The sequence below is a fragment of the Litorivivens sp. genome (assembly GCF_057445395.1).
Genome location: NZ_JBVBUV010000012.1, coordinates 35,260 through 54,996 on the forward strand (window position 1 = coordinate 35,260; position 19,737 = coordinate 54,996).

At 54.5% G+C, this 19,737-nt stretch carries 16 protein-coding genes; 8 read left to right on the forward strand and 8 right to left on the reverse strand.

Annotation, left to right across the window (positions count from 1 at the left end):
• Positions 1-9: 9 nt before the first annotated feature.
• Entirely contained in the window at positions 10-2,121 is a 2,112-nt protein-coding gene (locus AC222A_RS05815) for a hypothetical protein (RefSeq protein ID WP_372799135.1), read from the forward strand.
• 678 nt (positions 2,122-2,799) lie between these two features.
• Positions 2,800-3,219 carry a hypothetical protein gene (locus tag AC222A_RS05820; RefSeq protein ID WP_486774733.1) on the forward strand — a complete coding sequence of 140 codons (420 nt, stop codon included), beginning with the start codon at positions 2,800-2,802 and terminating at the stop codon, positions 3,217-3,219.
• 41 nt (positions 3,220-3,260) lie between these two features.
• On the opposite strand, the gene AC222A_RS05825 is transcribed toward AC222A_RS05820, so the two are convergent.
• The 3 genes from AC222A_RS05825 to AC222A_RS05835 all read right to left on the reverse strand — a co-directional run bounded on the left by AC222A_RS05825 (position 3,261) and on the right by AC222A_RS05835 (position 6,401).
• Positions 3,261-4,502, reverse strand: a complete 1,242-nt coding sequence (locus AC222A_RS05825; RefSeq protein ID WP_486774734.1) for an MBL fold metallo-hydrolase — start codon at positions 4,500-4,502, stop codon at positions 3,261-3,263.
• A 66-nt stretch (positions 4,503-4,568) separates the two neighbouring features.
• Positions 4,569-5,579: a zinc-dependent alcohol dehydrogenase gene (locus tag AC222A_RS05830; protein ID WP_372764400.1), complete on the reverse strand. Its 1,011-nt coding sequence runs from the start codon at positions 5,577-5,579 to the stop codon at positions 4,569-4,571.
• Positions 5,580-5,591: 12 nt separating this feature from the next.
• Complete coding sequence (locus tag AC222A_RS05835; RefSeq protein ID WP_372749693.1) at positions 5,592-6,401, reverse strand: SDR family NAD(P)-dependent oxidoreductase; 810 nt, start codon at positions 6,399-6,401, stop codon at positions 5,592-5,594.
• A 293-nt stretch (positions 6,402-6,694) separates the two neighbouring features.
• On the opposite strand from AC222A_RS05835, the gene AC222A_RS05840 reads away from it, so the two are divergent.
• Together AC222A_RS05840 and AC222A_RS05845 are read left to right on the forward strand one after the other, a co-directional pair.
• A complete protein-coding gene (locus AC222A_RS05840; protein ID WP_372749692.1) occupies positions 6,695-7,849 on the forward strand; it encodes a sulfotransferase family protein in 1,155 nt (384 codons plus the stop codon).
• A gap of 228 nt (positions 7,850-8,077) precedes the next feature.
• Positions 8,078-10,591, forward strand: coding sequence for a TonB-dependent receptor (locus tag AC222A_RS05845; RefSeq protein WP_372810362.1), 2,514 nt, complete (start codon positions 8,078-8,080; stop codon positions 10,589-10,591).
• A 40-nt stretch (positions 10,592-10,631) separates the two neighbouring features.
• On the opposite strand, the gene AC222A_RS05850 is transcribed toward AC222A_RS05845, so the two are convergent.
• Genes AC222A_RS05850 through AC222A_RS05865 form a run of 4 tightly spaced genes read right to left on the reverse strand, consistent with a single transcriptional unit; the run spans position 10,632 to position 15,392 of the window.
• Positions 10,632-11,405, reverse strand: coding sequence for a sugar phosphate isomerase/epimerase family protein (locus AC222A_RS05850; RefSeq protein WP_486774735.1), 774 nt, complete (start codon positions 11,403-11,405; stop codon positions 10,632-10,634).
• Between the two features lie 42 nt (positions 11,406-11,447).
• On the reverse strand, positions 11,448-13,835 hold the full coding sequence (locus AC222A_RS05855; RefSeq protein ID WP_486774736.1) for a TonB-dependent receptor: 2,388 nt from the start codon (positions 13,833-13,835) through the stop codon (positions 11,448-11,450).
• Positions 13,836-13,863: 28 nt separating this feature from the next.
• Positions 13,864-14,205, reverse strand: a complete 342-nt coding sequence (locus AC222A_RS05860; protein WP_486774737.1) for a hypothetical protein — start codon at positions 14,203-14,205, stop codon at positions 13,864-13,866.
• Positions 14,202-15,392, reverse strand: a complete 1,191-nt coding sequence (locus AC222A_RS05865; RefSeq protein ID WP_372781313.1) for an aromatic ring-hydroxylating oxygenase subunit alpha — start codon at positions 15,390-15,392, stop codon at positions 14,202-14,204. Before AC222A_RS05865 ends, AC222A_RS05860 begins: the two co-directional genes overlap by 4 nt.
• A 128-nt stretch (positions 15,393-15,520) precedes the next feature.
• On the opposite strand from AC222A_RS05865, the gene AC222A_RS05870 reads away from it, so the two are divergent.
• On the forward strand, positions 15,521-16,102 hold the full coding sequence (locus AC222A_RS05870; protein ID WP_372747635.1) for a TetR/AcrR family transcriptional regulator: 582 nt from the start codon (positions 15,521-15,523) through the stop codon (positions 16,100-16,102).
• A gap of 31 nt (positions 16,103-16,133) precedes the next feature.
• On the opposite strand, the gene AC222A_RS05875 is transcribed toward AC222A_RS05870, so the two are convergent.
• A complete protein-coding gene (locus AC222A_RS05875) occupies positions 16,134-17,021 on the reverse strand; it encodes an IclR family transcriptional regulator (protein ID WP_372747636.1) in 888 nt (295 codons plus the stop codon).
• 92 nt (positions 17,022-17,113) lie between these two features.
• Between AC222A_RS05875 and AC222A_RS05880 the strand changes: the two genes are divergently transcribed.
• From AC222A_RS05880 to AC222A_RS05890, 3 genes are all read left to right on the forward strand, one after another.
• Positions 17,114-17,881 (forward strand): SDR family NAD(P)-dependent oxidoreductase, encoded by a 768-nt coding sequence (locus AC222A_RS05880; RefSeq protein WP_372747637.1) that lies wholly within the window; start codon positions 17,114-17,116, stop codon positions 17,879-17,881.
• Positions 17,882-18,001: 120 nt separating this feature from the next.
• Positions 18,002-18,865: an AraC family transcriptional regulator gene (locus AC222A_RS05885; RefSeq protein WP_372747638.1), complete on the forward strand. Its 864-nt coding sequence runs from the start codon at positions 18,002-18,004 to the stop codon at positions 18,863-18,865.
• Positions 18,866-18,882: 17 nt separating this feature from the next.
• Positions 18,883-19,644, forward strand: coding sequence for an SDR family NAD(P)-dependent oxidoreductase (locus tag AC222A_RS05890; protein ID WP_372747639.1), 762 nt, complete (start codon positions 18,883-18,885; stop codon positions 19,642-19,644).
• Positions 19,645-19,737 lie beyond the last annotated feature (93 nt).

Here is a 19,737-nt window from a genome sequence, read left to right on the forward strand (position 1 = left end):
AGTCACAGCATGAAAAAGTGGATAGCCCTGTGTATTGCGGGCTGCCTGGGTGTCGTTTCCTGCAGCTCGAATCCGGAACAACAAAGCGCTGTGCTTACCCAAACTGTGCTTGTGAACAGTTGGCAGCAGAGCAATAGCGATACGCATTTCAATCAGCCCTATATCGATGTCGATGAATGGCGTAGTGAGCCGGTGCGTCATCGCTACATACACGGCGGTTTCACGGGTACCGATACACGCTTTTCCCTGTACTTCCCGCCGGCAGCTCAATATGAAGGGCGCTTTTTTCAATACATCACGCCGGTGCCTGACAGTGAAACTCTGTCGCAGGGCAGCAGTGGTGCCGACGACAAGATCGGCTTCTCGATTGCCAGTGGTGCGTATTTTATAGAAACCAATGGCGGCGGTCGCAACGCAACGGCCATGCCGGGCAGCGGAATTGATCCAACCATAGGCGCCTATCGTGCCAACGCGGCCGTGGCGCAGTTTTCCCGCGTGATTGCACAGGCGCTGTATCAATCTGGCCGCCCCTACGGCTATGCCTTTGGCGGCAGCGGCGGCGGCTATCGCACCATAGGTGGCATGGAGAATACCCATGGTGTATGGGACGGCGCGGTGCCTTTCGTTATCGGCTCGCCTATGGCCATTCCCAATGTGTTTACTGTGCGGATGTACGCCATGCGAGTGCTGGGTGACACACTGGCGCAGATTGCCGACGCGGTGGATGTCGGTGGCGGTGATCCCTACGCCGGGTTAAGTGATGAGCAGCGCCGCGCATTTGACGAAGTTACAAACATGGGATTTCCGCTGCAGGCTTGGCCTGTCTACCCGTCTCTGGGTTTGCACGGGTTTGCCGTGCTTTATCCCGGGATTCTTGCAGCGGACCCCGGTTACTTTCAGGATTTCTGGACTAAGCCCGGCTATGAGGGATACAGAGCTCCTGCTTCGCTTTTGAACGCGCGGGTGCAGCATAAAACGTCGGTGAAAGCGCTATTGTCAGTCAAAGAGGTTCAGGATTTGCTGGCAGAACATCAGCCCGGAACGGCGAAAAACCTGGCCGACACTGCCTGGAAATCCTTGCAGGACAACCGTGCAGTGGCACTGCAGTTGGCCGCTGTACCGGCAAAGTCTTCTCTCGGTCTGGATATGCAAGTTCTCAGTGGACCGGCCAGCGGCCAATACGTGCCGGCGATTCAGCTCAAGGGCGATATTGTGGTGTTGGGCTTCGGTCGCGAGAAGCTGGTAGAGCAGATGCAGGCCGGTGATGAAATCCTGTTGGATAACGGCAATTTCCTCGCGGCCCAAACTTACCATCGGCATCAGGTTCCCGGTGACGAATACCCGGCATGGGACCAGTTTCGCGATACGGATGGCAAGCCGCGTTATCCCCAGCGGCCGATGATACTGGGTCCTCATTTTACGATGGCGGCGGCTGGCACCGTGCCTCAGGGCAAGTTCGGCGGCAAGATGATTCTGGTTGAAAATCTGTTTGATACAGAGGCCTATCCTTGGCAGGGCGATTGGTACCGGCAGCGGGTGGTGGAACATCTCGGCGAGAATACGGATCAGCAGTTTCGTCTGTGGTTTACTGACCGCGCCAATCACAACGACCATTCCAAACAAGCGTATCCAAGGCATACGGTTAGCTACATCGGTGTGCTGCAGCAGGCGCTGCGTGATGTGAGCGCCTGGGTGGAGCAGGGCATTGCGCCGGCTCGTACAACTCGCTATAGCATCCGCAATGGGCAGGTAATCGTTCCGGATAATGCCGACCAACGACACGGTATTCAGCCGACCATTGGCTTGAATGCCAACGGCGGCGAGCGGGCGGTGATCAGTGCCGGCGATGATGTGGCCCTGATCGCAACCGTTGATGTGCCAAGCGGGGCTGGCACACTGGTAAGTGCGGCGTGGGATCTGGATGGCAGTGGTCAGTATGCGATACCCGCAGAGATTGCCAACCCAGATGATGGCCCCACGGTAGTATCGCTGATTCATCGCTACACCGAACCGGGTACGCACTTTGCGGTACTGCGAGTGGCCTCACAGCGCGAGGGAGATTCAGAAACGCCCTTTGCGCGTATCTATAATCTGGCGCGGGTGCGGATTGTGGTTCGATAAGGATTGTCATCGCGGCCAAAATGAGTCTTTCTTAGTTACTACCGAATCTGTTTTCTTGAGAACCGCTATACGCTCCGGGGCCGCGATTGCGGGCGAGTCCTGAGCGACTGATATCAGGATGCTTATAGTGGCCAAAGTATGAATTTTTGCTTCCTGGCCAAACTGCGCCTTTTTTCATTTCAGCGAAGGCCAAAAAATATTTGTTGACTGAAATACAACTACCGAAAGATACTCACGCGGACCGTGGCGTAGAAAATGGCAGTGTGTCTTCGTCGCGTCAAATAATGGTCATGTTAAGTGTAAAGTTGGCGGCCGATATTGGGTTTGCCGGTGATGTCCTCACTAAGGAAGGAGGGGAGCATGCTAGGGGTCGTCCAACAAAAAGTTCGGTTTTCTATAACTTCTCACAAAGTAAAAACAATATACCGTCCTGCCATTATTTTATCTTTTATCCTTATATCGTCATTATGTGACGCCTCTTACTTTTTAACCGAAACCCAAAAAATTCCGCTAGACGATGCCCTTGCAAGAAGTTACGTCGAGATCCTGCTAGAGAATCGTACAGCGTTGGAGGTTTATTTGCGGTTGTTTGGCTGCACCGGCATCAAATTGTTGGGTGGAAATTGTGTCACATATAAGTATGGTTGACTCCGAATTGCTGTCCCTAGAGCTAATAGCATGAAAAGCCGATCTTGCGCGCCTGATCGATGTCGTAGGTTTCGTGGCAGTCCAGTTGCCGACCGGATCATAGTCATTATTATGCTGTTTGCGTTAGTAGGGTGCACCTCGCTTAAGCCGGTTATCCCAGTATCGTATCGCTCAATTCAACAGAATATCGGCGTCGGTGACGAACTGGTTATTACGCTAGTGGATGGTGGCAAACGCATTGAAACCTTTGTGGCAGCGACGCCTGAAGGTCTGTATGTTAAATCTCCTGCCGGGAGTGTCTTCTTCGCGTTCTCTCAAATTCAGAAGATAGAGAAACGAGCTGAAAGTGGTGGGAGCACGGTAGGATATATCCTTTTAGGAACCGCCCTTGGTTTGCTCTTGATCGTTGCAGCAGGTTCAGAGCTTATGCGTGAGCTAGCCTCCGACTGACTCGTCACAGAGAATCGGTGTAAATGCGCCAGCCGGTGATCTCAGTTCGATTCTTCAATGACCTTTTCCACCAGCGAAATTTCAGACTTCAACCACATTACTTCACTGAGGTTAATCCCACCGGACGCCTCCAGCAGGTGTTCCAGAGCTGCCTTTTTTACTACCAATGCTTCGCGATAGTTTGGTTCGCTGTCCAATGCTATATCCAGCAGGTGCAGGGCTTCCAGTGGTGCCCCGTTGTTCACTTTCTGCCGCGCACGGGTGGCTAGCGCATGAGCACCTCCGGCCAGTTCAGCCAGATCGTTATGCACGCTGTCGCGTTGCACACCGTAGAGCGAGGTAGTGGAATCGTACATAAACCAGCCAGACAATTCGTGCCAAATGGATTTGACCGCCCAGTTCACCTTGCCGTGGAATTCGCCGAGTCTCAGTTGCTCCGGCAGCGTGATTTCGCGCATCAGCGTATGCACATCTTTCCCCGCATTCATGCCGGCAATGGTCTCGTCGCGAAGGTAGCTGACGGCGTCGTAGAGTTTGTCGAGATCGGTCTGGATTTTAACCTTGCCGCGGATAGGTTCTCCGTGACCTGTGATCAACAACTCGGCGCCGAGCTTGCGCACGGTATCGAGTGATTCCAGAAAACGGCTGGCGAGGCGCGGCTTGTCACCGCGCACCGTGTTAAAGTTAGGCACGGACATGAATACCGGCCCGAACAGATTGCCGGTAAATACGGTTCTGTCATCGGGAAGCCATACCACCATGGCATCTGGGGCTTCGCCGCCGGGGGTGGCGATGGCCTCAAGGCGGCGGCCGCCGTAGTTCAGATCAATGCGCTTTTCAAAGGTTATGTCGGGAACAATATGGGGCACCTGGTCACTGCGGCGTTTGATGGTGCCACCCCAGAGCTTTCCGGACCGGCTCCCCAGATAAGGCTTCAGCACCTCGAAAAACGACTGGGTCTCCGCAAAGCTCTCCTGCGCCACGATTTTGGTGTCAGATTCCTTCAGGGGCGGCACACCGCCAAAATGATCTGCGTGGGCCTGAGTCAGAAATATGGCGTGCAGCGGTCCACTGCGCAACGGTGCTAGCAGTTTCCTATTGCGCTCTGCGCTGCCCATAAAGCCCGCATTAATCAAGATGTCGCCGTCGTCGGTTTTTACCAGGTATAGATTGGAAATATCCTTAACCATATAAATGGTATCGGTGATTTTTTCGGCTTCGGTCTGCTGCTCTCCTGCCTGTACCAGGGCGGCAAGGGCGGGTTTCTGATCTGTGCTGCTCATCGCTGCGCCTGTTGAATAGTCTTTCGTATCGGCCCTCTGTCAACGCGAGAACGTCGACGTGAGAGATTAGTCATTATTGATGTTAATCATTACCTTTGCCGACTGCGGCGTGGCTGCTACTTGCAGTGCCTCGATAATGTCGTCCAGAGGATAGTGGTGGCTGATCATTCCTGCTAGTTTTTCACGCAGCCGCGGCATGGCCGCGACAACCTCTGGCATCTCATCCGGGTAGCCCATGGCTGTAGTAATGGTCATCTCTGTGGTCAACATAGCGCCCAGACTGATCTCCACCGGCTTCATATACGCTGCTGTAATCACCAATCGGGAATGCATTTTGGCCATGCCGATGACGTCGTTGAGTATATTCGGCGCGCCGGCGGCGTCGATGAAAGCGTCGGTGCCTACCGCGTCGCGGGTCAGGGTACGCGCAGCGCCGTGCAGTTTGGTGAGCTCTGCCTTGAGGTCGACGCGAGTGGGATCAAAGGCAGCCTGTGCGCCGAGTGCCAGCGCGCGTTCACGACGCTCGGTGGCCAGATCCAGCGCCACTACGTTGACGCCCTTGTCGACCAGCCACAGCACCATACCCAATCCGATCGGGCCGCAGCCAAACACCACAACATTTTCGCCAGCCGTGGCCTGCGAGCGGTTGACGCCGTGCAGAGCCACAGACAGTGGCTCGGTCAGTGCGGCAATGTCGTAGGGAATCCCGTCAGGTATCGGCAACAGGCTGTCGCCGAGGCGGGCTTCACGCACCAATAGCTGTTCCGTGAAAGCTCCTTCCGGGCCACCACTGCCAATAAAACTTGGAGTCTGCATCGGGTTGATAATAACCCGTTGGCCGATACAGACTCCTTCAACGTCTTCTCCCACGTGAAGGATCTCGCCGGCTGCTTCATGTCCCAGTGCGGTTACACCGTCGGGCTTGCGCATGATGCCGCCCATTTTGATATAGCTCAGATCGCTGCCGCAGATGCCGCAGGCCTTCACTTTGACGATTACGTCATTTTTCCCTGGCTCTGGAACCTCGTAGGGATCGAGCCGCACGTCGTTCACTTCATGAATGTTGAGTACACGCATGACCATGCTCCCTTACAAATTTATCAGCGCCGCACCGTCGATCACAATGGTGTCCCCGGTGTGCCAGCTTGAGGCATCGCTCGCGAGATAGGCCGCGATGCCTTCAAAATCGGCAGCAAAACCAGGGCGGGCAATGGCAGCCTTAGAGGCAAAGAACTTGTCGATATCCGACCATTCTTCAGCGGGCTGGATCGAGCCGTCGTCTCGACCACCGGAAAAACCGGTTTTGATATAACCCGGTGCAATGGTGTTGGCGCGGATGCCGTGCTTTCCTAACTCTGTTGCTATGCTGCGAATCACCGCGCCGATGCCGCCTTTGGCGGCCGAGTAACCGACGATACCGGGAATGCCTTGCAGCATCGACAGGCTGCCGCAAAACACCAGTGAGCCACCGGGCTCACCAGCTTCGGCGCGCTTGACCATCTGTTTTGCGCCTTCCTGGAGCGTGTAAAAGGCACCGTGCATATTGGTGCCGAGAATGGTGTGATATTCCTCGGCGGTGGTGGTGAGAATGGAGTGGGAATTGGGCGGCATGCCGGCGTTGGCAATCACGGTATCAATGCGCCCGTATTCTTTCATAATAGCGTCGAAGCCGGCGATCACAGCGTTTTGGTCAGATACGTCTACCGATTGCGATGATGCCTTAACGCCGTACGTTTTAAGATCTTCAACAGCCTTCGCGTTCTTTTCTTCCGACCGACCCCAGATCACCACGTCGCCGCCCTGCTTGGCGATGCCCCGGGCAAAACCCAGTCCGAGGCCGCTGTTACCGCCAGTAACTAAAGCTACCTTCCCGCTTAGATCAAAAAGTCCCTTTGACATACTGAATTGCTCCCACCGTTATATCGGAAAATCTAGAAGCCTAGTCTTTCTCAGCGAGCGCTTCTGCTCAAGCTGGACTGATATCGAAGTCTGGCCCTGGTAGCGGCGATTGGCCACATTCATCGAGGGTTGGCCAGCAGGTGTTTGAAATAGTTCAATAAGGCTATTCAACTATACAGTGGCCCATTGTCGTCACCGACTTTTATTGCCGCTTGGGTTCGTGCTGAATAGGATTAATGGCGTGCTAGTTAATATTCAGATGACCCAACGAAAGATTGTAATAAGGTGGAGCCATGACACAACCGATGAATGCTGACGCGTTAATAGAAAAGGCCCATCAGGCTACCGGACTGGAAAACTTTGACAGTGACAGCTACCGCGAGGGGCTGGATATTCTTATTAGCGATGCGAACAAGAACGCAATGCCCGAGCGCGGTGTGCAGCGCTTTGAAGAATCAATAGTTCAGGTGCTCGCCAATCGCTTGAAAATTACAGATTATCTCGCCAAGCGCCCAGAGTTACTTGATCGCCCCATCAAAAATCCGGTGTTTGTGTTCGGTGTGCCACGCACCGGCACGACTCTACTCAGTAACTTGCTTGCAGCAGACCCCGCGCGACGCTCCCCGCTAACCTGGGAGATTGACGATCCGGTGCCGCCGGCGACATCTAAAACCTTGTACACCGATCCTCGTGCTGTGGAACGGCTTAAAATGGAAAAGGAGTTACTGGCCGCCGCTCCTGAAATGGGGAAGTACTATCGTAGTTCTGCGATCTACCCGAATGAATGCGTGTACTTTATGGCCCATGATTTCAAGACACTAATGCTGGAATCGCGCGGCAAGCTACCAAACTATCGGGACTGGTTGTTGGAACAGACGGATATGACTTCCGCCTATCAATACCACAAAAAGTTCCTACAGGTATTGCAGGCTGAGGCTCCGGGCACCTGGAACCTAAAAATGCCGTCCCATGCGCTATGGCTGGAAACGCTGCTTAAAGTTTACCCGGATGCCAAACTTATCTGGACCCATCGCGACCCGCTTACCGCCACCGGTTCATTCTGCAGCCTCATTTCATTGGCTCATCTGGGCTTTATGGGACGGACTGACAAAGATTGGGTGCGGGAAAATTGCACCTATCAGGCAAAGCTTCACGCCGACCGTATCATGGACTTCCGTGACAGGTTTGGCGAAGAACGCGTCATTGATGTCCATTACTCGCAGCTGATGCGTGAGCCTTTGGAGACGATGAAGGCGCTCTATAGGGCACTGGGGGATGAATTCACGGCGGGCGCCGAACAGGGAATGCAGAACTGGATTGACGATAACCCGCAGGACAAATTCGGCAAGCACGAATACAAACTAGCCGAATTTGACCTGACACCGAAGGATGTGGAATCTCTCTTTGAACGTTATCTGGCACGTTACGACGTGGAGCGGGAAGGTTAATGATGCGTGCCGTGCCTGAGTTTGACGATGGCGTCCTTCAGGCCTAGGTAAAAGGGTTTTTGTCGGGCTTTTGGTGCGTGAAGAGTATTTCCTTAACGCATTGTTTTATATGAAATAAAACGATTTTTTGCAGTTTTTGGCTTTTGCATGTTAGCCGGGTTTTTACCTCTTTTTTCAATATAGGTCTACACTCTTGTTAAGGTAGTTTCTTATCAAAGGAAGCCCATAATGAAAAGTGTACGTTCTCTGGCGCGCCCGGCTGCTGTTTTTCTGACATTTTCGACGCTGACGGCTGTGCCATCCTTTGCGCAACAGTCGTCCCGGATACTTGAAGAAGTTATTGTTACTGCGACCAAGCGTGAGCAGGCGATTAACGATATTCCGGTGGCAGTCTCCGCCTATACCAGCACGCAAATGGAACAGTCGGGAATCCGGGATGTTAGTGAGCTTACTGCAATCTCGCCGTTTATCAGTTTCGGCAGCACCGAAAGTTCCGCGAGCGGCAATCTCAGTATTCGCGGGATCGGCACACTGGGTACAGATCCCGGTCTGGAATCTTCTGTGGGCGTCTTTATCGATGGGGTTTACCGGAATCGCTCCGGCGTTGCGATCGACGAGCTTGGGGAGGTTGAGCGCGTTGAGGTGTTGCGTGGCCCCCAAGGTTCACTCTTTGGCAGAAATACTTCGGCAGGTCTAATACACGTCATTACCAAAAAACCCAACATGGAAGAGTTTGAAGGGTATGGCGAGCTGACGGTTGGAAACTATGATCTGATGCAGTTTGGTGGCGCAGTCTCTGCTCCGATCATAGAAGATACTCTTGCCGGGCGATTGGACATGGTGGTGACGGAGCGCGACGGATACCTGGAGGATATAAACAGTAGCGACACTTATAACGATCGCGACCGGTATATGCTGCGGGGCCAGTTCCTCTGGCATGCAAGCGATGCAGTCACAGCCCGATTTATTATGGATTACAGCGAGCGAAGCGAATTGTGTTGTGGGGCACCGAGTTCGCAAAAAGGTAATCCGCTCGAAGATGTAACCAACTTCCCTAATACTCGCGGCGACCGAGGGCTCGATAGTGATGCAGACCCTTACGACGGTTATATCGCGGTAACGTCCGGCCGGGAACAAACGGAGGAGATGGAACAGGCGGGATTCTCGGCAGAAGTAAGCTGGGATCTGGAAAAGTCACAGCTAACCTCGATCACTGCGTATCGCGAGTGGGAGATCGTTCTTGAGGGCGACGTTGATTTCAGCGGCGCGGATCTCTTGTTTTATGAAGAAGGCAGCCCTCGCTCGCAAAAGTTTGAGACTTTCACGCAGGAACTTCGCTGGCAGGGTGTCTGGGACGGTGGCAGCTGGCTGGTTGGTTTCTTCTATGCCGACGAGGTGCTTAGCGGCGAATTTAATCCGCGCTATGGGGCGGATATGAATGCTTACGCACAGCGTTATGTCAATGGTGCCATCCCCTCGGTGCCCAATGCTTATCAGGCAGCAACGACCTATCCGGCAGGCCCAGTGCCAAGTGGTAGTGGCGCACAGGCGCAGTTTATTAGTGGCGAGGGTATTGCCGATGAGAGCGAGCAGAACAGCGAGAGCATCGCGATCTTTACCCAGGAAGATTTTGACCTGGCTGATAATCTCGTATTAACCGTAGGCGCCCGGTATACGCGTGAAGAAAAAGACATCACTATCGACAGTGTCAATCGTTTCAGCGCCATCGGCAGTGGTCCCGGCGGTGGTGGTGGTAATCCGTGCGCTGCCGCTGCAGCCAACGCGGCGACGGCTGCAGCAACAGGAGCGCCTGCAGCAACTCAGGCTTTTTATAACGGTGCGCGCGACATTGTGTGTGGTATTGCTGCAATCACCGGGCCTTTGATTACGCCGGCACGATATAAATCTGATCGCAAGGATACGGAATTGACCGGTACTGTAAAACTCGCCTATACCGCTGAAGACGATACCCTGTACTTCATTAACGTTGCGCGCGGTTTCAAAGGCGGCGGTTTTAACCAGACCCGGCTTAGCCTTCTGCCACTTAACAGTTCAGGCGATTCATTGGAGTTTGATGCGGAAAAAGCCGATACCATAGAACTTGGTATGAAAACCTATTTGCTGGACAGAACGCTGTCACTTAACGGCACACTGTTCTACTCGCAATTTGAGGATTACCAGTTGGGTCAGTTTGACGGCATCACACTGAAGACCTTCAGTATTGATCAGATTGATTCCGAAGGTGTTGAGATAGAGAGTCTCTGGCGTGCAACCGAGGGACTAACGGTTACCGGTGCCGTGGTATACACCAACAATACTTATCCAAGCGATTCCAATATCGACGCGGTAGCGCCCACAACAGATGGTAACAAGCGCGCTGGTGCCCGGTTGAGCAAGGAATGGGCGGCAACGGCGGGTGTGACCTATACGGCACCGCTGAGCGACAAGCTGATCTTCATCGCCCATCTGGATGCACGTTACACCGGTGATTACCTTTCAAATTCATCACTCGACAAGGATTTCGAGGAAGGTGGCTATACTGTCGTTAACGGCAGGCTAAGTGTCGCAGACAGCGGCAGGAATTGGGTGGTAGAAGCCTGGGCAAGAAACCTGACTGATACTGAATATGCGCCAATCCAGTTCGACCCCCCGCCTATTCAGGGACGTGGCGGCAATGGACGCATTGGTGATTTTATCGGTGAGCCCCGTACTTTCGGCATCACAGCAAGAAGGAATTTCTAGTCGCCATTCATACTGAGATCGGTGCCCCAGGGCCCTGATCTCAGTTAAGTGTTTTCAGGTAGTCTAGCCCTTGTTCGATTCGCGCACGTGCAGGGTCGTTCTGGTTATGGGGTGATTCAATTTCAAGTACGCAGGATTCGGGCGCCGCTGCTATTATCTGCGCAAGCGGGAAAATCCCGTCGCCTGGCAGTCCCCGTTGGCTAGCCGCCTCTTCGATATACTCCGTCGTTACTGCCATGCTGGCACTGTCGCATAGCTGCACTGTTGTGATCCGCTGCGGCGAAACTGCCGGCAAATCAGCCGCTGTTCCGCCACTGCGGATCAGGTGCAGCACATCGACGGTGATGCCGAGATTGGGCGCGTCTATATCGTCGAGAAGGTGGTCGGCTTCTCGCAGATTGCGTGCAATTGGAGCGAACGGCATGAACTCCAGGGCAATGTTTAAGCCTAGTTCTGCAGCGATTTCGCTCAGGCGCTGCAGATTGTCTTTACCCCGGTTCCGGTCGGCGTCGAAAATTATCGCCGTGGCGCTGCGGGCGCCGAGCTCAGCGCCACGTGCAAGATCTGCGCGAAATGTCTTTATGTCGGATGTGGGCGTAAGCATAAAGGCGTCGATGTTGATCAGAGCGACGCCGGTATCTCGCAGCTGTTTGCCCACCGCACGGGCGTTGTCGCTACGGACACAGGGGAAGTGGTCACCCTGGGAATGGGTAAACAGCGACACTGCCTCGCCACCGGCTCGAGCTACGGTATCGATAAAATCTTTTGGTGACAGCGCTGCGGCGGTCAAATGGTGAACGCTAATGGGATGCATGTGCGGGTTCCTTTGTTCTGTCAGAGGGTGCTACCCATGGAGTCAATTTCCCCAGCGATAGGCGAGCGACAGACCGAATGTGCGATCCGCGCTGGCGGGAACAAAGCCCACGTAGTCGCGGCGGTCGTTCACCAGGCTCAACGGGGTGATCACGGCGAGATAGGATGTGTCGAACAGGTTCTTTACGTATAGGGCAGCCTCGAATTTTGCTCCGGCGCCTAGCCAGCCTGCTCGTAAATCCCACAATTGGTATGCATCCTCTATAGCGCCCGGATGCTGTTCGTTGGAAAACTGCACCTGGCTTTGATAGCGGCCGCTTAGCTGGCCGTACAGCGACTGACCACCGGCAAAGTAGTGGTCATAACGTGTGGACAGTGTCGCGCTGTGTTCCGGGGCGTTCGCAAGCGAACCGCCGCTGACATCCTGCTCGTCACAGCTACCGTCTCCGTCCACATCGCGCCCGCCGGCTTCGCCGGGTTTCTGGCCGTAGAAGCACTGGGTAATGAACTCTTCAAAGATGGCTTCGTTGTAAAGGTAGGTACCCGTGATGGTCCATTCCGCGGCGGGTTTATACTGAAACTCAAGCTCAATTCCGCTGGTTTTCAATTCTCCAGCGTTGTCTAGGCGAAAGGCGACAACGGAGGTGGCATCAGTCAGATCCCGAACCTGTGCCTGGAAATCCTCGAAAGTGGTCAGGAAAGCGGTCAGGTTGAGGCTCAGGCGATTGTCGAGCCAGCGGGTTTTGGCGCCGATTTCATAAGATAGTGCCTTTTCTGGATCCACCGGGTTTCGCAGTGCGTTGGCGGCGTCATCTGCAATCACATCGAAAGCGGCGCCGCGGTAACCGCTGGTAATTGAAGCGTAAATATTGTGGTCGTCGCTGAGGTTGTGCAGTACTGACAGTTTGCCGGTGGCGGTGGTGTCCGAGACGGTTGCGGAGGAGAGGGGGAAAGACTCTTCAATCAACGCAGCGCCACTGTTTGTATGAGACAGTCGCGATGCGTTAGACAACTTAACATCGACTTGCTCGTCAATGTATCGCCCGCCCAGTGTCAGGTGCCAGTCGTCGGCCAAATGCCACGTCGCTTCGGCAAAAATGCCCAGATTTTTCGTGGTGACCGTCGAGTTTCGCCAGGCTTCTGCACTGAGTCCGTCGTTGCCGTCGACGCCGGCGAGCAGTCCCTGCGGCAGCAGCTGACCGGTAGCTGGCACTGCATTGCCAACGGCAAATTGTGCGGGGAGATCCTGAAGATCGCGATAAAAATCCTCACTAATATCGTTGTCGAACCAGAGCGCGCCGGCGGTATATTCGAGCGTGTCGCTGTGGGTGGATAGTATGCGCAGTTCCTGAGTGATCGTTTTCAGATCGTAACGACTGAGGTTGGTGACCAGATCAGTGCGCTTTCCGTCCAGTGCGGCAATGCTCTGGCCGCTGTAGTAGGTTGCCTGGCGATAGCCGGTCAGTGAAGTGATTACGTGATTGTCGAGTTCCCAGTCGAGCGACAGGGAGCTGGCATTACCGCGGCTGTCGGAACGGTTATTGCCTAGTGTTCTGACCTGAATATTCTCGCGGCTGGGTTCAATGGTTTCCATGCGTTCGCGCAGTTGCGGGTTGGCAGAAATCCAGGGTACGGCAGCGCTATCGCCTTTGCGTTGCACAAATTCGAGATTCCAGCGTGCTTCTAATCGCTCGCTCAGACGCCAAAGTAGCTTGCTGCGCACGCCGAATTGGCGGGAGTCCGGGTTGTGATTGTCCTGTTCGATGTCCTCGTAGTGGCCGGCCTGTTCCTTGTAAAAGCCGGTCAGCCGCAGGGCGCTTGTGTCGGTGAGGGCGCCACTGCCGGTGAGCTGTATTTTGGAAAAATTGCCGGCGAATGTTTCGGGTTGCTCATAGCTATAGCGTAGGCGTGCTTCGAAGTCGTCGGATGGGTCGCGGGTTAGCACGTGAATGAGCCCTGCAGAGGCGTTCTTGCCAAACAAAGTGCCCTGCGGACCTCGCAGAATTTCGATGCGCTCTATGTCGACGAAATCAAAATTTGCCAGGCTGTTGCGCGCCAGCACAACGCCGTCCAGCATCACCGACACATTGGGTTCAATGGCAATGCTGAAAACGTTCGTGCCTATGCCGCGCATGTTGATCGACCCTGCATTGGTGTTGCCGTCGGGAGTGAGACGTACCGCTGGCATGACCTTGGTGAGATCTTCAATGGTATTAACTTCGGCATCCTCGAGCATTTCCCGCCCGACCGCGGTTACTGCCAGCGGTACATCCTGCAGGCGCTGCTCGCGTTTCTGCGCTGTCACGATAACCTTTTCCAGAGTGGCACTGCGACCGCTCCCGGCATCGTAGGCGAGCGCGAAGGGTTGAAGGAAACCTGTGCTGAGTAGGCTGCCAATAAAAAATCTTTCCAGTGAAAATCCCTTTGTCATTGTTATCTCTCGGTATCGGTCAGATGGGCTATAGATCAGCGACGGCACGGGTGATGGTCATATGACGGCGCAATGTCCCTTGGGCATTTTCGTCAGGCCCTTGCACTTCAATTGCCAGTGCAATATGGGCAAAGCTGAGCAGCATTTTCATGAGACATTGTTCCTGTTCGTTGAAGTCGCGGGGCGCTTTGTTGTCCAGGTAAGCAAGGGCCTCGTGTAGCAGGGGATTTACCGCGTTGTAGAAGGCCTCTCTTTCCTGCGGATTTGCGTTGAGGCGGCAGCCGGCACGCTCGGCGGCTGTGTTTGCAGCCCAGTACTGTGAAAAGGGTTCCAAAATCGCAAAGGGCTTGGGCAGATATTGTGTGCTCATGCTGATTGCTCCTGCTGGTAGGCAGTCACGTAGCGTTCGACCTGGGTGTAGAGGTGCCTGCACAGCACTTCCTGAGACTGGAAATGGATGTGCTTCAGCGCGCCGCTGTCGAGCCCCCGTTGTCCGGCTTCGATAACGCTGCGATCCTCGGCGTGGATGTCCATCGCCGTGGCGGTGTTGTATTCGCGGGAAAAGCGCTGGGTTGCACTCTGGTCTTCGCCCGCCCAGTAGATTCTGATAACTCCACGTGATTTGTTCGGCGCAATGGGCATGATGCAGTGTGTGAACGGCTGGGTCGGTGAGCCGAGAGCGAAGAAATTGGGGAAAAGCGCATAGTACTGCTTGGCGTTTTCGATGTTCACGACGCCGGAAGCCAGTGCAAACTCCACCGCTTTACCCATCGCAAATCCTTGTGTTGGCTTGGGCTGAAAGCCTGGATTGTGCCAGATGGTCTGGGTGCGATGGGGATCCTCAAATCCGTATTTCACCGGGTAGCCGAAGGGGTTGTCGGGGCCGGAGGCTGCTTCGCCCGAGCGGGGGTGGATAAACCGCAGATGGTAATTCTCTTGGAAATTGTCGTAAGACAGTTTCCAGTTGGCATCTATTTCGTAGACATATTCGGAGAAGTGAGTGGCGTGTGCGACCGTGAGGGTCTCCAGTTCGGCCGCGAGCGGGCCCAGATATTCCTGCAGAGATTGGGTGGGAGTAGGGTCGAGATTGATAAAAATAAGCTGGGCGCATACTGCAATCGATACCTTTGGCAATGAGCATTGCGACTTGTCTGTGTAGAAACGCTCAAAATCCGGGGCGGCGCGCAGGTCGCCTTTATCGGTGAAGGTCCAGGCGTGATAGGGGCAGGTAAAGGTTGCGGCCGTTCCGTCCTTTTGAGAGACCAGCTGCGTTCCACGGTGTGTGCAGACGTTATGAAAGGCACGTACTTGATCGTCCTTGCCGCGCGTTATGAGTATTGAGGCATTGGCAATGTCGACTTCGCGCACTATGAAACTGCCAGCTTCCGGTAACTCGGACATATGCCCAATCTGAAGCCAGGTTCGCTTGAAAATGGCTTCGCGCTCGAGCGCGAAGAAGTCAGGGCAGTAGTAGGGCTTGGCCGGAATGGGATCGGTACCGAGGGCGAGTTCTTCCTCAGGTGGCATGGTCGCTTTTTTATTGGTCTGGCTGGACATGGGTGTTCTCGCTAGATGGTGACGAAATCCAAAATTACGACATGGGTGTCGTAATTGCAACACATGTGTTGTAAATGTGTTCGAGGCTGATAAGCTGGCGGGGTCAGATAAATGGCTATGGAGTAACGATGTCGAAGGAATTACCTCAACGAAATCGGGGGTTTGAAGAAACCCACAGTGATCTGCTGGAAACTGCGGTAAAACTGATTTCGGAAAAGGGCATAGAAGCCCTGTCGATGGCCGAGCTGGCGCGGGCGGCGGGTATTAATCGCACTACGGTGTATTACCACTTCAAGGGGCGCGATGAGCTGATACGTGAGGTCAAGTGCTGGTCATCGGAAAAGCTTGCGGAGGCCTTTAATACCGGCCGCAGCCAGCAGGAGCGCATCGATTTTATTACCCGGTTTGTGCTCGAAAACCCGCAGCTTATCAAGTTGTGGATCGATGATCTGGTGAGCGAGGGGGATATTCGGGACTGTTATCCCAACTGGGACAAGCTGGTAAACGGGATCAGCGAGCATTTCCGCCAGAGTGGTGAAGGAGACGGTGATGCCGAAGTTTACAGTGTGATTATGCTGACCAGTGCGATTATAGGTCCCCATGTATTTCGGCACCGCGTCGAGCGTGATGAAAATATCGACTCCGTAGTTGAGCGTTTTCGCGTCGAGCGCCAGCGATTACTGAAAGCGGTTTCACTGCTGCGCATATAAATTGCCAACAAAGCTAAATGGCATGATTTGATCATCGAGGCATCCGGCCGTGGGTTTCACTGGTGATCAGGGCAGTCATGGCTCGCAGTCTGTCGACGTAGCGTTTTAATTCAGTGGCGGACGTGTTCGCAGGAATGCCGCTGAGTGAAATCTCCAGCGCTACTTCGCCATTAGATGCAAATACGGGGGCAGCGAGGAAACTGATCTCACGGTTTCCCAGGTCACTCAAGTCGAGTAGTTGAATCTCATCGCTATCGAGTTCGCTGATATAGCTGTGCATACGTTGCCAGTATTCGGTATCGCGATAGTTGCTGGCGTGTTTGTGTATGGCTTGACGCAATACCTCCATACCCGGCCCCATGGCGGCAATGGCATATCCGCGTTCGCGAATTGCGGCCATTGCTTTGAGCAGGCAGTCGCGCATTTGATGGCTGACGCCGCCGCTGGCCTTGTCAAAATAGGCTTCTATTTTGTCTTGTGTGGCCCAGGCCACATGGCACAACGCAAAGGGGGGGATAAACGGACGGCGCTCGCCGACACGACTTAATTCCTCCAACGTTTGCGGCATCCCTTCTTTGGCGACAAACAGCATCTCGTCTTCAACAATGGTGGTGGCGATGCAGCGTACGTGCAATTGATCGGCGAGTTTGAGCATTTCCCGACGCGCGATATCAACCGCTCGATGCCTTTCCAGTGCTGCCTGCCCTATGGCCACTAGTGCCAACCCCAAGGAGTAGGTTTTGTGCTTGGGATGGCGCGACAGGTAGCGGGCCTCGGTCAGGGCGTTTAACACGCGGTGGGCCGAGCCGTGACTGAGCGCCAGCTGTTCTGCCAACTCTGTCAGAGTGAAGGCTTCCGTTGGGTGGGCGGCGAGAAAGTTGATTACGTCGATGGCGCGTGTATTTGAGCTACTGGCCAAGCGTGTTTGCTCCCTAGGGTACGTGACAGTATTTGACAACGCTGTTGATTATCGCAATGATGTTTCCAGTTATCAAACACAAAAGTCCATATATGGAAAAAACAGACGTTTTGGGTCTCGCTGGCAAGCTTGCTCTGGTAACGGGCGGCGCCAGCGGTATCGGCGCCGGCATTACGGAAGCTTTGGCGTGTGTCGGTGCGCACGTGATTATCGCCGACCGCAATCGTGAAGCAGCCAATGCAGAGGCGGACAGGTTGACAGCCGAGGGCCATAAGGTCAGCGCGATCTATTTAGATCTCAGTGATGAGCGTTCCATTGCCGCCGGCTGCGACAAGGTAATTGCCGACCATGGCGTACCGTGGCTCCTGGTAAACAATGCCGGCGTGCAAGACCGGGAAAGCTTTCTGGAGGGGACAGTTCAAGAATGGGACCGCATGCATGCGGTTAACGCGCGTGGACCATTTCTGCTTACCCAAAATATGGCCAAGGCCATGGTGGCTCAGGGCCGCGGCGGCCGTATCGTGAATGTGGCGTCAGCGGCGTTGACCGGCAGTATTGTGCGAGGCCTGGTGGCCTACACGGCATCAAAAGGTGCACTGGCTGGCTTGAGCAGGGCAACGGCCTTTGAGCTGGCCGAATACGGCATTACGGTCAACACAGTATTGCCCGGAGGTGTTCCTACGCCGGGTGCGATTGCTGCCAAGGGGCCGGTGCCGGAAGGGCCGGCACGGCGCGCGGTGCCCTTGGGTATGTGCTCGGCTGACGATATTGCCGGCGCGGTGGTGTACTTCGCGTCGGCACTGGCAAGCAAGGTCACCAATCAGACGCTCGCCGTAGACGGTGGGTTTTCTGTTACCTGAGAACGAGATTAATGATGATTGAAGACCGTATCGCATTAAGTGAAGTCCGACTGATAGTGGGATTTCTGCCACCTGTAACTGCCGCTGACTGACCCGGAATGACCGGGCAAGGAGGATAACATGGCGGTTTCAACCAACAGCATGCGCATCGAGGCTGAACTTAGCGCCCCCATCGCGGCGGTACAATTGGTGCAGTTTCATTTTGACGAGCCCCCGGACAGCGTGTTTCATGAAGATCATCGCTACCGCCTCGATTTGTGTTTAACGCCGCGCCCGCGCAATGCGCGTGCAAGCTATCCCGAACGTTGGGGTGGTGATCGTTTCGAGCGGCTCGGCGCGGTATTTCTTGTGCCGCCGGGCGAAGCGATGCGCGCGCGAAGCGATGCTTGTGGCGACCAGTCATCCCTACTGTGTCAGATTGATCCCAAGGCGATGCAGCAATGGTTTGAAACCGATCTGACATGGGATGATCGGCATCTGGCGGCGGGACTCGATATTCGCAATACCACGGTGCAGGGTTTGATGATGCGGCTGGCTGAAGAAACGAAGAATCCGGGTTTTGCCAGTGAAATGCTGGTGGAGCTTATTGCCGCACAACTTGGCATTGAACTGTACCGTTATCAGAAAGGCGTTGAGGATCTAAGCAAGCCGGGTGGTCTCGCGCCTTGGCGATTACGTTTGATTGATGAGCGATTAAAAGAATTACCCGCAATGCCCACGCTGGCAGAATTGGCTGATCTGGTGGGGCTGTCGGTTCGGCAGTTAACGCGCGGCTTTCGTATCAGCCGAGAATGTTCTGTGGGTGAATATGTTGCGCAAAGTCGCGTCGAGCTCGCTAAGCAAATGCTTGCCTCGGAGCAAAGTGTGAAGGCCACCGCCTATACGCTAGGATTTTCGTCGCCTTCGAGTTTTTGCTACGCCTTTCGTCGCGCGACGTCTGAAACCCCCGGGCAATATCGGCAGCGAATCGGCCTTGGCAGGTAAATTGAAAAGGTAATCTTGTGAAAAAGCGATTTGAAAACCGAGTGGTCGCGATCACCGGAGCAGCGAGCGGCCTGGGACAAACCTGTGCACTGAGATTTGCGTCTGAAGGTGCTGAGCTAATTTTGTTGGACATTAATGTCGAAGGTTTAAAACATACCGCTGCACAGATCCGTGCGCTGGGTTCGCAATGTACCAGCATAGCGATTGATCTGGCTGACGAAGGCGCCATTGCTGAACTGGGCGATGCGCTGCTGGAGCAGTTTTCTAAAATCGACGTGCTGTATAACAACGCTGGCCTGGCTTATGGCGAAATCAACAAAATGCTAGACGCCGTGGATCAGGCGAGCTGGCTGCGATTTCTATCGATTAATACCTTGGCACCTTTGTTTCTGGCCAAGGCGTTACGCCCCGCGCTGGCTAATGCAAAAGGCGTAGTACTGAATCAATCGTCGATGGCGGCCTATGCTCCGGCCTCGGTCTATGGCGTCACCAAATCAGCATTGAACCAGGTAACCTATGGCATGGCGCATCTCTTTGCCGAGGATAATATCAGGGTAAATGCGATTGCTCCCGGCATTATGGAAACACAGGCCAGCAAGGACAGCCTCGATAAGGCTACCTATGAGCGGGTGCAGGGAATGCAACTGTCGACGTTGCATGGCACGGCCGACGATATAGCTAGCCTGGCCCTGTTTCTGGCATCTGAGGAAGGCCGATTTATCAACTGCGAAGTTGTGCACTGTGATGCCGGGAACCGCTTGCGAGGCTGGCGAGAGTAGGGCGGCTGTGTCACCGCCATGCTATGCACGGTGAGTTGAGAGGTTGCCCACGCAAGGAACCTGCAAATGCTGGTCAGACTCCCCTGCGGAGTT